We start from the raw sequence: 12,998 nt of genomic DNA on the forward strand, positions 1-12,998 counted from the left end.
CAGCTCCCTCGGTGTTGCCTGCGTTCACATCGCTACGGCGCTCGTCAGCCGAGCGACACCTGGTAGTCCTCGATCCACCTGCGCATCTCGACGAGCTGGATGAGCATGTGCGGCGCGCTCGTCCCGCCGGGCAGGTCCGGCCGGAGCCGGTCGGCGGCGATCCCGCGGATGAACTCCGCGAGGCGCGGCCGGTCGAACATCCGGCCGATCGGAGAGCGCTCGTCGCTCACGATCCAGGTCGCCTCCTCGATGAGCGCGTGGTCGTATTCCGGGTTGTGCACATGGGGATAGGCGCTCTTCCGCCGGTTCAGGGTGCCGGGTGGCAGGACGTCGGCCATGGCCGCCTTCAGCAGGCCCTTCAGCCCGCCCCGGGACTTCATCGACCAGGGCACGTTCCAGACGTACTCGATGAGCCGGTGGTCGCAGAACGGGATGCGCACCTCCAGGCCGGACGCCATGCTCATCCGTTCCTTGCGGTCGAGGACGACCGCGAGCGGCCCGGACATGCCCAGGTGGAGCACCTCGCGCATGCGCGCGTTCTCGGGGTCCTCGCCGGGCAGCCGCGGCACCTCCGAGAGGAGCTGGGATAGCCGGGCGCGCTCGTCCTCGACGGGGTCGGCCATCTCCCGCATCTCCGGCGAGAGGTAGTCGGCGAGCCGGGGGCCGTCGCCCATCCACGGGAAACCGTCGCGGTTGACGAGTTCCGGCTTGAAGAAGTACGGATATCCGCCGAAGATCTCGTCCGCGGCCTCGCCGGACATCGCGACCGGGCCGATCTCCCGCATCTCGCGGAAGAGCAGGTACATCGAGGCGTCGAACTGCCCCCAGCCCGGCAGGTCGCGGGCGCGGCGGGTGGCCGGGACGGCGTCCAGCAGGTCGCGCAGGCCGACGGTGACGGTGTGGTGGCGGCTGCCCATGAATTCGGCCGCGTCCGCCGCGTACGGCGCGTCCACCTCGGGCCGCAGCTCGGTCGGGGAGAAGTGCGCGGAGTCGCTCTCGAACCGGACGCAGAAGGTGTCGAGACTCCTGCCGTCCCGGGCCGCCAGGGCGCGGACGGCGAGCGCCGCGACCGAGGTCGAGTCGACGCCGCCCGACAGCATGGCGGCGCACGGCCCCGAGGCGGGGACCTGCCGGCCGACCGCGTCCTCAAGGAGTTCACGCACGTGGCGGGTGGTCTCCTCGAACGAGTGCCGATGCGGCTCGCTGGACAGCCGCCAGTAGCGGCGCGGCGACGGCCCGTCCTCCGACCAGATGACGACGTGGCCGGGCGGGACCTCGCGCAGCCCGGCCAGCGGCGTCTCGCCGGGCAGGGTGAGGCGCGGCTGCAGGACGATCGGGAGGGCCGCCGGGTCGAGGCGCGCCTCGAACAGCGGGTTGGCCATGATGCCCTTCGGCTCCGAGGCGAACAGGATGCCGCCCGGGTACGCGAAGTAGTACAGGGGCTTGAGGCCCATGCGGTCGCGGCCCAGCAGCAGCCGCCGCGACCTGCCGTCCCAGACGGCGAAGGCGCCCATCCCGTCGAGCCGTTCGGCGAGCCGGTCGCCCCAGCGGAGGTAGGAGCGCAGCAGCACCTCTTCTGAGGATCCCCCGCCGAGGTCGGCCGCGTTGTAGATCTCACCGGCGTGGACGACGGCCACCGTCTCGCCGCCGATCTCCGCCGTCAGGGGCTGGGCGTCACCGCCCGCCGCGCCGCCCGCCGTGTCGCCCACGGCGAGCCTCCGGTGCCCGAGCGCCGCGTGCCGCGACAGCCAGAGCCCCTTCGCGTCGGGACCGCGGTGCTGCATGGTGTCGGCCATCGCGTGGAGGACGTCTTCCTGCGCGCCGAGGTCGCGCCTGAAATCCATCCAGCCAACGAATCCACTCAATCGATGTTTCCTTACTCGTCAATTCGCAGGCGAATACCGGCCGTGAACGCGGCCGGCGGTTTACCGGAATATAGAGACACCGTGCAGGCGGAAAGAGCGATCGGATAGCGGAGCGAGAATTGCCGGAAATATCGTCGACCAATAACCTGCCGACGACGATGAATCGCCGGCCGCAGCCAGTGGACATCTGTTCATCACGCAAAACGATGACGCCGTTCGGAAGTATACGTACCGGACAAGCGGCCGCAATAGACCTTCGAAGTGACACACGTCACACGCATTCCGTACAAGCCGGATAGCGGAATAGTGCACCTGTCGAACGACCCACAGGCGCGTCGTACGCCGGACGAAGCGGCAGCTCAGACGGCGATTGTTAGATTTATTACGGTCCTGCCGGAAGCGGAAACCGGACGGATATTCTCTCCGGGTACGTTCGTCCTCGTATCGTGGGCTGCGCGGGATAAAGCGCCGACCGTGACCGCGCGCCCGCCGACGCCGCTACCACAGGGAGAAGACATGGCGAACTCCGACGGAGTGCTCCTTGTCATGGCAAGTGGGTTCCCGCACTACAGGGAGTACCTTCTGGCCTCGATCGCGCAGCGCGGCGGGCCGGTCTGGCTCTTCGAGACGGAACGGCCCTCCTGGCAGACCCCGTACATCGCGGGCAGCACCGTCGTCGACGTCTTCGATCCGGAGGCCGTCGTCGCCGCGGCCCGGAAGCTGGCCGCGCGGACACCGGTCCGCGGCGTGATCAGCTACCACGAGGCGGTGATCGAGGCCGCCGCCCGGGTGGCGGCCGAGCTCGGCCTCCCCGGGCCCGCCCCCGAGGCCGTGACCGCCGTACGCGACAAGCCGACGACGCGGCGGCTGCTCGACCGGGCGGGGATCAGGCAGCCCCGGCACGCGCTCGTCGCGACCCCGGAGGAGGCCGCGGCGGCGGCCGGGCGCATCGGGTTCCCCCTGGTGGCCAAGCCCCGGGGCCTCGGCGCGAGCCAGGGGGTGGTGAAGGTCGCCGGCGAGGCCGAGCTCGGCTGGGCGGTCGGCGTCAGCCGTACGGCACGCCAGAGCGGGATGCCCGGCCACGACGAGATCCTGCTGGAGCAGTTCCTCGCCGGGCCCGAGATCAGCGTCGACGCGGCGGTCCACGACGGCGAGTACCTGCCCTACCTGGTCGCCCGCAAGCGCCTGGGCGGCGAGCCGTACTTCGAGGAGACCGGGCACGTCGTGCTGGCCGACGAGCCGCTGCTTCGGGACGCGGACCTGCTGCGGCTGCTGGCGGACACGCACCGCGCCCTCGGCTACACCCACGGCACGACGCACACCGAGGTCAAGCTGACCTCCGAGGGCTACGCGCTGATCGAGGTGAACGGCCGGCTCGGCGGCGATCTCATCCCCTACCTCGGGCTGCTGGCCAACGGCGTCGACTCCGGGGTGGTCGCGGCCGACCTCGCCCTGGGGGTGCGGCCCGACGTGACCGCGCACGGGGCCGGTGCGGTCGGCATCCGGTTCCTCTATCCGCCGGAGACCTGCGTGGCGCGGCGGGTGGAGATGCCCGAGCCCGATCCCGAGGCGGGGCTGCTGGCGTCGGTGGCGGTCGCCGGCCCGGGGACACCGCTGATCCTGCCGCCCGACGGCGCCATCGCCCGGTACGGCTTCCTCATCGCCCGCGGCCGTACGGCGGAGGAGTGCGACGAGGTGCTCGACCGGGCCGAGCGGGCCGCGCGGTTCGAGGGCGACCCCCCGCACGCCGCCCGGAAGGTCGTCTCCGTCTGAGAGGCGACACAGCCCGTCCGGTGGAGAGAGCGAGGAGTGAGGACGTGTCCGAGGACCAGCCCCCCGTCGCGGCGCCGCAGGGGGACGAGCGCGCCGGCGTGCTGCGGACGCTCCGCGAACTGCCCCCTCCCGTGCTCGCCCTCCTCTGCGGGATCGCCGTCAACCGGATGGGCAGCTTCGTCTCGCTCTTCCTGGTGCTCTACGTCACCGGGCTCGGCTACCGCCCGGCCGAGGCGGGCGGCGCGCTCACGGCGTTCGGCCTCGGCGCGATCGCCGGGGTGGTGACGGGCGGCGCCGCGACCGACAGGTTCGGGGCGCGGAACGTGATCGTCGCCTCGATGGCGCTGTCCGGCGTGGGCGTCGGCGCCGTCGGCTTCGTGACCGGCTACCTGCCGCTGCTGGGGATCAGCCTGGCGATCGGCGCGGTCACCCAGCTCTACCGGCCGGCCTCCACGACGATGCTGTCGGAGCTGACCCCGCCGCGCCGGCTGGTGATCACCACGGCGGCGAGCCGCCTGGGGCTCAACGTCGGCGCGACCCTCGCCCCGCTGCTGGGCGTGTGGCTGGCCGGATTCGGCTACCGCGCGGTCTTCCTCGCGGACGCGATCACGAGTGTCGTCTTCGCGGTGGCGGCGATGTTCGTACTGCCCGGAGGCCGGCCCGGGCGCGAGGCGGCGCAGGCCGTCCGGCACGAGGACGGGACGCGCGGCGGCTACCGCGCGGTCCTGCGGGACCGCCGTTATCTCCTCGTCCTCGCCGCGATGTTCGCGACGGCCCTCGCCGAGGTGCAGTATCAGGCCGTCCTCCCCCTGGAGATCAGGGACCGGGGCCTGCCGACCGCGGTCTACGGCGCCGTCGTCGCCCTGAACGGCGCCCTGGTCATCCTGCTCGAACTGCCGCTGACCCCGTACGTCCAGAGGCTGCCGATGCGGACGGCGATCTCGGTGGGGACGCTGCTCATCGGCGGGGGGCTCGCGTTGGCCGGCGTCTCGGCCGGCGTCTGGCTGCTCTTCGCCGGCGCGCTGATCTGGACCATGGGCGAGATCGTCAGCGCGCCGTCGTCGAACGCCTATCCGGCGCTGGCCGCGCCGGGACACCTGCGCAGCCGTTACATCGGCGCCTTCGCCGCCTGCCACACCATCGGGTACGCGGTGGGACCCGCCGTGGGCACGGCGCTCTTCCAGTACGACGGCGCGCTCGTCTGGCTCATGTGCGCCGGGCTCGGCGTGGCCGGGTTCTTCGGCATGTGGTTCGGGGTCCGGACGCCGGCCCACGAGACCGCCCCCGCCGCGCGGGCGACGCCCCGGCCCGCCACCGACCTCAACTGACGAGACCTTGGAGAGTCGGCTCGCGGGGTTGGATCGGCGGGCTCCTCGACGGCCGACGTGTCCCAGGCGTGGAACGACAGGGAAGCGGGATCGGCGACCGGCCGCCGATCCCGCGCCCCCTCGGGCCGGTGAGGTGCCTACCCCCGCAGATGCCGGGTGAGGAACCGGACCGCGCTGTCGGCCTCGAACCCGGGCACCTCGTGGTGCCCGCCCACGTTGGCGTGCAGCGTCTTCTCCTTCGAGGCCAGCGCGTCGAACAAGGCGAGGCCGGATTCACGCGGGACGAGCTCGTCGTCCCACTGGAGCGCGAACTCGACCGGCACCGTGATCCGTCCCGCCGCCTCGGCCAGGGCCTCGTCGTAGGAGTAGAGACCGAGCACCGCCGCGGTGATCCTGGGTTCGGCCGCCGTCAGCGGCAGCCCGATCGCGGTGCCCATGCTCACGCCGTAGTAGCCCACCGGCCCGCCGGCGCCGATCTCCGGCAGTTCCTGGAGGGCGTCCAGGGTCGCCCGCCACTCGGGCACCGCACGCCTGGCGATGCCGGCGTTGAAGGTGACGACGATCGGGCCGACCGGCTCGCCCGCCGCCATAGCCCGCCGGAGCGCGGCGATCTCCCGCTCGTCGTCCTCCGTACGCGGCCGTCCGCCGTGACCGGGTGCGTCGATGGCGGCGACGTGGAAACCGCCGTCGCCCACGAGGCGGGCCGCGCGGCCGGCCATCCCCGGCGCCCTGCTGTCCTGGCCGCCGCCGTGCCCCAGCAGCACCAGCGGCGCGCGGCCGGAACCGGACTCGGGCGACCAGAGCATGCCGGGGACCTCGCCCACGGTGAATCCGCGCGCGATGACGCCGTTCGACGTTTCTTCCGAAGTGAAATGCACAGAAGGCATTAGGTTGTCGCTTTCCGGGAGTGCTTGTTGTCCAGGCGCTCCCGGCGACTCCTTATGTCAGTCGCCCGACCGTGATGACGAGAGGGAGCACCCCATCGACACAACGTTCATGGGTCTCACCTCCTCGCGGCATGTCACGATCACCCGCACGCTACCAGCCCCAGACCATCCCGCCCAACCGTTTCACCGCGAATACGGGCAGCCGGATAACTCGTGTCGGTGTGAGGGGGGTGGCGCGAATGGGGTGGCCGCGAAAGGCGATCCCCCGCCACTTTCAAGCTATAGCGCACCGGGGGGCTTGCGGCAAGACCCCGGTCGTACCGCAGAATCTCCGTCCGAACAGGGAGCGGGACCTTGTCGTATGGGGGATTCATGATCGACGTGATCATCGCCGGTGGCGGGCCGACCGGCATGATGCTGGCCGGTGAGCTGCGGCTGCACGGCGTGCGGGTGGTCGTGCTGGAGAAGGAGACGGAGCCGACCGGGTTCGTCCGGGCGCTGGGCCTGCACGTGCGCAGCATCGAGGTGCTGGACCAGCGCGGCCTGCTGGAGCGGTTCCTCCCGCACGGCCGCAGATCTCCGGTCGGCGGTTTCTTCGCCGCCATCGAGAAGCCCTCGCCCGAACGGCTGGACACCGCGCACCCCTACGTCCTCGGCGTCCGGCAGACCATCACCGATCGCCTGCTGGGCGAGCACGCCGCCGAGGTGGGCGCCGAGATCCGGCGCGGCCGCGCGCTGGCGGGGCTGAGTCAGGACGAGCACGGGGTGACCGCGGAACTGGCCGACGGCACGCGGCTGCGCGCGCGCTACCTCGTCGGCTGCGACGGCGGCCGCAGCACGGTGCGCAAGCTGCTGGGCGTCGGTTTCCCCGGCGAGCCCACCAGGGTCGAGACGCTGCTGGGCGAGATGGAGGTGGGCGTGCCGCCGGAGACGGTGGCCGCCGTCGTGGCCGAGGTCCGCGCCACCCAGAAGCGGTTCGGGCTCGCGCCGTTCGACGAGGGGGTGTACCGCGTGGTCGTGCCCGCCGCCGGAGTGGCCGAGGACCGTTCGGTCCCGCCGACCCTGGAGGACTTCAGGCAGCAGCTGCGGGCCGTCGCCGGCACCGACTTCGGCGTGCACTCCCCCCGCCGGCTCTCCCGCTTCGGCGACGCCACCCGGCTGGCCGACCGCTACCGGGTGGGCCGGGTGCTGCTGGCCGGCGACGCGGCGCACGTCCACCCGCCGGTCGGGGGGCAGGGTCTCAACCTCGGCATCCAGGACGCGTTCAACCTCGGCTGGAAGCTGGCCGCCGAGATCGCCGGCTGGGCACCGGAGGGGTTGCTGGACAGCTACGAGACCGAACGGCGCCCGGTGGCCGCCGACGTGCTGGACAACACCCGCGCGCAGATGGAGCTGCTGTCCACCGAGCCGGGCGCCCAGGCGGTGCGCCGCCTGGTGTCGGAGCTGATGGACTTCGAAGAGGTGAGACGGCGCCTGGCCGAGAAGATCACCGCGATCGGGATCCGCTACGACTTCGGCGAGGGGCACGAACTGCTCGGCCGACGGATGCGGGACGTGACACTGAAGCGCGGGCGTCTCTACGAGCTCACGCGCGGCGGCCGCGGACTGCTGCTCGACCAGACCGGCCGGCTCTCGGTCGCCGGATGGGCGGATCGGGTCGACTACGCCGCCGACGTCAGCGAGGAGCTGGACGTGCCCGCCGTACTGCTGCGGCCGGACGGTCACGTGGCGTGGGCCGGCGAGGATCAGGCGGGCCTGCTCGATCGGCTGCCCAGGTGGTTCGGCGCGCCGCGCGGCTGAACGCCCCGTACGGCTCGCGCGGATGACCGGTGGGCGGAAGCGGGACTGGTTCAGACTGTTCCGAGTGCCTCGGTGGGCTGCATGCGGGCCGACGGCGGCGGTCCTCGCGACGTCGGCCGGACGCATCCGGTGGAGGCTCTCATGGTGGTCACGCGGCGGTTCCCGGGATCGTCACCCTCCGGCGGCCGGGGAGGCCTCCGAGGCGCCGTGCGATCCGTCCGGCACCCGGAGCGCCCGGGTGACGGAGCCGGTCCGCCGCGCGGTGCCCCACATCCACTCGACGCTCGCCTCGGCCCGCCTGCGGGCGAGCCAGTCGTCGAAGATCCGGTTCTCGATCGCCTGCCGGGTCTCGTCGTCGAGGACGGCGGGGCGCACCTCCAGGACGCAGGTGACCAGCGGCTCCGGCCCGCTGCCGGCGACGACGTCCCCGGCCCCGGCGCCCGCGGCCTCCGGGCCGAGTTCGCGGCGGTACACGAGCGCCGGCCGGACGTCCGCGCCGTACTCGAAGGCCTCCTCGGCGGCCTTCGCGAAGATCGCCGCGCGGGCGTCCTCGGCCCGCAGCCGCGCGGCCGCCGCCCGGGCGGCTTCGAGGTGGGGATACCGCAGGCGCATCACGCTCAGGCGGTCGTGGCCGCCCGGATCGGCGGCGAACAGCCCGGCGGCGTCCTCACCGGCCACACGGCGACGCAGCCGGGCGATGGCGGCCTCCTGGTGGACGATCACCTCCAGCGCCGCGTGGTCCAGCCCGCGCTCCGTCATCCAGTCACGGGTGGCCCGCACGGTGAGCAGGCCGCGGGCCCGCCGGAAGGCGTCCATGGCCTCCTGAAGCTCCTCGGCGGTCAGCTCGACCGGTTCCCGCTCCAGTTCCTGCTCCACCAAGGCGGCGTTCACCAGGCGGACGGCCAGCGAACTGTCCCCCCACAGCCCGTCGAGCACCGCCATGGCCTGCTCCATCCTGACGTCGGCGCCGTCTACACGGACGACGACCTGCTCGCCGGCGCTCTGGCTGCCGCGCAGCGGCCACGGTACGGCCCGCGCCGGCGCGAAGGCGACCGACACCGTGCCGTCCGGCGCCGGGATCAGCAGGTCGTAGTGGTGGCTCCCGCCGGGATGGTCGCGCTGCCAGACGAGGCGCATCGGCACGTTCGGGTGCGCGGCCCGCAGGTCGTCCAGCAGGCGCCTGGCGTCGGCCGGCTCGGCGCCGGAGATCCGGCGCAGGAAGGCCAGGGCGTCGTTCAGCAGGTGGTCGGGGAAAAGCGCCACGTCAGGCTCCTCGCAGGAGGTGTTCGCAGATGGCCTCGCTGATCGGGAGGCCGGTGAGGTGCTCCACCCAGAGCCACTGCGCGTTGGGGTTCACCTCGAGGAAGACGTGCCGGCCCTCGGGGGTGAGGATCAGGTCGATCGCCCCGTACGCGAGGCCGAGCCGCTCCATGAGGGTGAGGCACCGGGTCGCGACGTCGTCCGGCAGGCGGTGCGGGCGGTGCGGGGTGACCCGCGTGTCGTAGCGCCGCCAGTCGACGCTCGACCGGTTGGACACCTGGGAGTGGATCTCCGCCGCGAAGATCCGGCGGCCGACGACGGTGACGCGCAGCTCCAGGCGCTTGTCCACCCGCTCCTGCACGATCATGGGACAGAACCGCAGCCCGTCGGCGTACGCCAGGTCGCGGGGCGACACCTGCTCGCTGAGCCGCGTGACGGTGAGGCCGTCGCCGACGCGCTCGATGAAGGGGATGTGGAACGTCTTGGTGATGACGCGGCCGTCGTGCCGCTCGTGGAACTCGAAGAACGACTCCGGGTCCGTGGTGATCAGCGTGTCCGGTACGGCGAAGCCGAGCTCCGCCGCGAGGGCGAGCTGGGAGGCCTTCTGGCCGGACCGGCGCCAGACCGACTCGCGGGCGGGGAGCTGCGGGCACGGCAGGTGCTCCCACAGGTCGCTGAGCAGGCTCTGGCACTCCCTGGCCGCGTGCGCGGCGACCGCCGGGTCGGTTATCTCCGGATGCGGCGCGGGCGGGGTGGGACGGCGCCACCACAACGCGGTGACCGTGTCGAGCGCGATCTCCTCCGCACCGCCCCTCAGGAGGCGCGGCGTCATGCGGCCGTCCGCCGCGTAGCCGACCTCCACCCTCCAGGAGACGGGGAAGCCACCGGGGTCGAAGACGGTGACCCGCGCGCCGCGCCCGGCGAGCAGCGCGCAGACGCGGTCGGCGTGGGGATCGTCCTCACCCGTGAGGACGAGAACGTGCGGAGATGGCAAGGCCGGGCCTTTCGTGATCACGGTGGAAGGCGGGAGCGCCGCCGCGGGCGCTCCCGCCCCGTGCCTCGGCGACGGTTCAGAAGCGATTCAGAGGCGCTTCACAGAGCGCTTCGGGAAGCGCTTCGAAGGGCCGCTCAGAGGGCGATGTCGTCCCAGGAGCACATGTTGCCGCCGTACGAGCCCGTGTTGTACTCGGGCCACATGCCGCCGCTGATGCCCCGCAGGGTCTCCTCGTCGAGTTCGGCGCCGACGGCGTCGATGTCGGCGAGAACGGTCCGCACAGTCATTCCGGTGTCTCCCTAGCAGTAGACGTCGTCGCGGCTGGCGTACAGGCCGGTGTGGCTGTAGGCCCCCTCGGGGTCCATGCCGCCGTTGATCCCCTGGAGCCGGCTCTCGTCCAGCTCGGCGCCGATCTCGGAGATGTCGCGCAGCTCCGTGCGCAGGTCCTTGCCCATCTGATCTCCCTCCTTCCGTACGGGAGCCGGGACGGCTCCCGCGCCTCAAGGCTCGGTGGAAGATCTTGGAATCGTCTTGCGAGCAGATTGGAGGGGGGCTGAGCACCGCTGCAACCACAGGTCGGGGGGCGGGCCCGGCCCTCTCGCGGCCTTCCCGCGGCGTGGAAACCCGGCCCTCGCGGCCGGTCCCCACGCCGGGTGATCCAAGTCACCGCGCAGTGGGCGACGGAACACTGCGGGAACCATGAGGTTCAATCGCACGAGGGTGCCGCTGCTGTTCCAGGACTCCATGACCGAGTGCGGCGCCGCCTGCCTCGCCATGGTCCTCGGCGCGCACGGTCACCACACCACGGTCCGCGCGCTCGCGGACGAGATGGGGATCGGGCGCGACGGCGGGAACGCTCTCTCACTCATCCGGGCGGCGCGCCGGCGAGGCCTCACCGCCCGTGCCTTCTCGCTGCCCGCGGACGGGATCCGGCAGGTTCCCCTGCCCGCCGTGGCTCACTGGGAGTCGCGCCACTTCGTCGTCGTCGAGGCCCTCGGGCGCGGGCGCGTCACCATCGCCGATCCGGGTTCGGGACGCCACCGGATCAGCGACGAGGAGTTCGCCGAGTCCTTCAGCGGAGTGGTGCTCCTCTTCGAACCGGGGCCGGAGTTCACCCGAGGACGGTTCGGGAACGCGCGGAGCCGCTCGTGGCTCCGGTTCCTCCGTACGGCGTTCGCCGCGCGGCGGTCCCTGGTCGCCCTGCTGGCCCTGCTCAGCGTCCTGACGCAGGCGTTCGGGCTCGTCCTGCCCGCCCTGACCGGCCTGATCGTCGACCGGGTGGTCCTCTCGGGCGAGCGGGACCTGATCACCGCCCTCGGCGCGGGCCTGCTCGCGGTCTTCGCCGCGCACACGGCGGTCGGGGTGCTGCGGGCGTTCACGCTCGCGGCCCTGCGCGTCCGCGCGGACGCCGACCTGCTGGAGATCACCGCGACCCGCCTGCTCACGGCGCCGTTCCGGTTCTTCGCCGGGCGGACGTCGGTGGACCTGTCCAACAAGGTCATGGGCACCGTGCTGATCAGGGAGATCGTGATCGGCCAGGCCCTCCTCGCGGTCTTCGACGGCCCGCTGGCGCTGGGATACCTGGTCACGGTGGCCATACGCAGCCCGCTGACCGGCGTCTGCCTGCTGGCCTTCGCGGCGGCCCAGATCGCCCTGCTGCTGGCCACCCGGCGGCACGTGAGCGACCTGGCCCGCCGTGAGGCGGACACGCGCAGCGACGTCCAGGGCCGGCTCGTGGAGGTGGTGCGGGGCATCGAGAGCATCAAGGCCTCGGGTTCCGAACCCCGCGTCCGGAGCCGGTGGACGAAGCTGCTCGCGGTGTACGTCGGCCGGGCCGGGCGCAGCAGCCGGGCCCAGGGCCTGCAGCAGGCGGTGTTCGACGCGATCAGGTTCACGGCCCCGCTGGTCCTGGTCTGGGTCGGGGCGCGGCAGGTCGTCGGCGGGGAGATCTCCCTGGGGGAGATGCTCGCGCTGCAGGCGCTCGCGGCCGTCGCGCTCTCCCTGCTGTCCTCGCTGATCAGCGGCCTGCAGTCGCTCCAGGCGGCCCGGCCGTACGTGGACCGCCTGGCCGACGTCTGGGACGCCGAGGCGGAGGCGGTCCCCCCGGGCGCGGTGACCACCGAGGTGAGCGGCCGCGTCAGCGCCGAGGGCGTGGGCTTCCGGTACACGGCGGAGGCGCCCTGGGTGGTGCGGGACGTCAGCGTGGAGGTGCCGGCGGGCCGGAAGGTCGCCCTGGTTGGCCGGTCGGGCTCGGGCAAGACCACCTTGGCCCGGGTGCTGCTCGGGCTCTTCGCCCCGGCCGAGGGCGAGATCCGCTACGACGGCGTCCCCGCCTCCCGTTTCGACCCGGGCGCGCTTCGCCGCCAGTTCGCGGTGGTGCCGCAGGAACCCGTGCTGTTCACCGGCACGATCGCCGAGAACATCGCACTGAACGCCCCGGGCGCGTCGGCCGAGGAGATCGCCGAGGCGGCCCGCCTCGCCTGCGTGCACGACGACATCACGGCCATGCCGATGGGGTACGGCACCCTGCTCGCCGAGGGGGGCGGCCTGTCCGGAGGGCAGCGGCAGCGGATCGCCCTGGCCAGGGCCCTGCTGTCCAGGCCGAGGCTGCTGCTCCTGGACGAGGCCACCAGCCACCTCGACACGGCGACGGAGGCGGCGATCGAGGCCAACCTCGCCGGGCTGGACATGACGCGCGTCGTCATCGCGCACCGGTTGAGCACGGTGCTGGACGCCGATCTCATCCTCGTGCTGGAAGCCGGCCGGGTCGTGGAGGCCGGCGGTCACGCCGACCTGCTGCGGGCGGGCGGGCCGTACGCGCGCCTGGCCGGTGCGTCACCGGAGTCGTGACCGGGCGGCAGAGCCGTACGAAGATTTTTCACTTCGCTTTCCACCCTTCCGACCTGCCCAAAAGCCGCCGGCCCGCCGCCCTGCCGCAGATCGGTCCGCATGGATTCGGGCTAGATGGGAAAGGTCTCCACAAACCCACGGAAGAGACACGGTTTGACAACAAATACAACGATCGCCACTGTCGGGTAGCGGAGCAACGCGCTCCGGCCGCCGCCAGTCCGGCGGAAACCATCACACCGCA

10 protein-coding genes are annotated in these 12,998 nt (G+C 72.5%); 4 read left to right on the forward strand and 6 right to left on the reverse strand.

Annotation, left to right across the window (positions count from 1 at the left end; genetic code table 11):
* Window positions 1–44: 44 nt before the first annotated feature.
* Complete coding sequence (gene asnB, locus FED44_RS21935; RefSeq protein WP_138461875.1) at window positions 45–1,865, reverse strand: asparagine synthase (glutamine-hydrolyzing); 1,821 nt, start codon at window positions 1,863–1,865, stop codon at window positions 45–47.
* 516 nt (window positions 1,866–2,381) lie between these two features.
* On the opposite strand from asnB, the gene FED44_RS21940 reads away from it, so the two are divergent.
* Window positions 2,382–3,638, forward strand: coding sequence for an ATP-grasp domain-containing protein (locus FED44_RS21940; protein ID WP_111701090.1), 1,257 nt, complete (start codon window positions 2,382–2,384; stop codon window positions 3,636–3,638).
* 44 nt (window positions 3,639–3,682) lie between these two features.
* The gene (locus FED44_RS21945) at window positions 3,683–4,966 is read left to right on the forward strand and encodes an MFS transporter (protein ID WP_138461876.1); all 1,284 of its coding nucleotides are present in this window, start codon (window positions 3,683–3,685) and stop codon (window positions 4,964–4,966) included.
* Window positions 4,967–5,103: 137 nt separating this feature from the next.
* On the opposite strand, the gene FED44_RS21950 is transcribed toward FED44_RS21945, so the two are convergent.
* Window positions 5,104–5,844 (reverse strand): dienelactone hydrolase family protein, encoded by a 741-nt coding sequence (locus FED44_RS21950; protein ID WP_208759116.1) that lies wholly within the window; start codon window positions 5,842–5,844, stop codon window positions 5,104–5,106.
* Between the two features lie 381 nt (window positions 5,845–6,225).
* Between FED44_RS21950 and rox the strand changes: the two genes are divergently transcribed.
* The gene (gene rox, locus FED44_RS21955) at window positions 6,226–7,653 is read left to right on the forward strand and encodes a rifampin monooxygenase (RefSeq protein ID WP_138461878.1); all 1,428 of its coding nucleotides are present in this window, start codon (window positions 6,226–6,228) and stop codon (window positions 7,651–7,653) included.
* A 171-nt stretch (window positions 7,654–7,824) separates the two neighbouring features.
* On the opposite strand, the gene FED44_RS21960 is transcribed toward rox, so the two are convergent.
* The 4 genes from FED44_RS21960 to FED44_RS35920 form a co-directional block, all read right to left on the reverse strand.
* A complete protein-coding gene (locus FED44_RS21960) occupies window positions 7,825–8,916 on the reverse strand; it encodes a TIGR04500 family putative peptide maturation system protein (RefSeq protein WP_138461879.1) in 1,092 nt (363 codons plus the stop codon).
* Between the two features lies 1 nt (window position 8,917).
* Window positions 8,918–9,907, reverse strand: coding sequence for an MvdC/MvdD family ATP grasp protein (locus FED44_RS21965; protein WP_138461880.1), 990 nt, complete (start codon window positions 9,905–9,907; stop codon window positions 8,918–8,920).
* A 134-nt stretch (window positions 9,908–10,041) separates the two neighbouring features.
* A complete protein-coding gene (locus FED44_RS35915) occupies window positions 10,042–10,194 on the reverse strand; it encodes a hypothetical protein (protein ID WP_165900704.1) in 153 nt (50 codons plus the stop codon).
* Between the two features lie 12 nt (window positions 10,195–10,206).
* Window positions 10,207–10,362 carry a hypothetical protein gene (locus FED44_RS35920; protein ID WP_165900703.1) on the reverse strand — a complete coding sequence of 52 codons (156 nt, stop codon included), beginning with the start codon at window positions 10,360–10,362 and terminating at the stop codon, window positions 10,207–10,209.
* A 244-nt stretch (window positions 10,363–10,606) separates the two neighbouring features.
* Here FED44_RS35920 and FED44_RS21970 point away from each other — a divergent pair, with 244 nt between their 5' ends.
* Window positions 10,607–12,757, forward strand: a complete 2,151-nt coding sequence (locus FED44_RS21970; RefSeq protein ID WP_138461881.1) for a peptidase domain-containing ABC transporter — start codon at window positions 10,607–10,609, stop codon at window positions 12,755–12,757.
* Window positions 12,758–12,998 lie beyond the last annotated feature (241 nt).

Origin of the sequence: Microbispora triticiradicis (assembly GCF_005864065.1) — a bacterium.
Lineage (GTDB): Bacteria > Actinomycetota > Actinomycetes > Streptosporangiales > Streptosporangiaceae > Microbispora > Microbispora triticiradicis.